This is a genomic window from Treponema sp. R80B11-R83G3, from assembly GCF_054786115.1.
This window is the reverse complement of sequence record NZ_BDHF01000259.1, coordinates 1-1,086: the sequence shown is the minus strand read 5'-3', so window position 1 is coordinate 1,086 and position 1,086 is coordinate 1. Positions and strand designations below refer to the sequence as shown.

Annotated in this window: 2 protein-coding genes; one reads left to right on the top strand and one right to left on the bottom strand. The window is 34.7% G+C overall.

Features of this window, described 5'->3' with window-relative positions:
• A partial coding sequence (locus ACYVRH_RS13145) for a DNA glycosylase AlkZ-like family protein (protein ID WP_461257348.1) occupies positions 1-463 on the top strand: 463 nt, incomplete at its 5' end.
• 70 nt (positions 464-533) lie between these two features.
• On the opposite strand, the gene ACYVRH_RS13140 is transcribed toward ACYVRH_RS13145, so the two are convergent.
• Positions 534-1,086, bottom strand: a 553-nt coding sequence (locus tag ACYVRH_RS13140; protein WP_461257347.1) for a carbohydrate ABC transporter permease, incomplete at its 5' end; no start/stop codon positions are given.

The following is a 1,086-nucleotide window of genomic DNA, read 5'->3' as shown; positions in this document are numbered from 1 at the left end:
ATTTAATAACCTGGAAAAAAAAGGGTTAATCCAAAAAATAACTGTTCCAGAAATAAATGAAGATTTTTATATACGCCAACAAGATGTTAAATCTCTTAATAAAAAACCGGAATATGATAATTGTATCCGTTTATTAGCCCCTCTGGATAATATGTTATGGGACAGGCTAATGGTATATAAACTTTTTGATTTTCAATATAGTTGGGAAGTGTATTTACCTACAGAGAAAAGAAAATACGGCTATTATGTCTTACCTGTATTATATCAGAATAAAATAATTGCGCGAATGGAACCTGAAAAGCATGAAATTGGCAAACCATTTACAATAAAAAATTGGTGGTGGGAAAATGGAATATCAATAAACAGCAGATTAAAAAGCGCAATAAAGAATGGTTTAAATATATTTTCAGAATACTTAAATGCGGACGGCGTGAATAAAGAAGCATTAGAAAAAATATATTAAAGAATGTAAGATTTATGAGAAAACAAATAAGTTATGTTATGTGCAATAAGTCCTAGATTGATGACTTAACTTATTCCTTTACTCCGCCAACATTTAATCCAACAACAAAATAACGTTGCATAAAAGGATAGATAGCTAAAATAGGAACAGAAGCAATTACAGTTATTGCCGCCCGTATACTCATTGGCGTTACCATGCCTGAACCTCCGCCTTGGGACGCAAGGGCCATCGCTCCTGCATCTCCGGCTGTTTTACCCTGCGATTGACTTGATCGAAGATATTCCATCAACTTGTACTGAAGAGTGTGTAGATTTACCTTGCCTGAATTATATACCATTGTATCAAACCAAGAGTTCCATGATCCTACGGCAACAAATAAAGCAATAGTCGCCAATACAGGCAGACTCAACGGGAAAATAATACGAGTAAATATGTAAAAGTCTCCACAGCCGTCTATCCGTGCGGATTCAATGAAACTTTCGGGAATAGCGCGTATATAAGTTCTCATTACAATAAAATTAAAAGCGTTTACAATTCCAGGAATTATATATACCCAGAACGAATTGACCATACCAAGACGGCGGATTAAAAAATATGTGGGGATAAGTCCTGCGTTTATATAC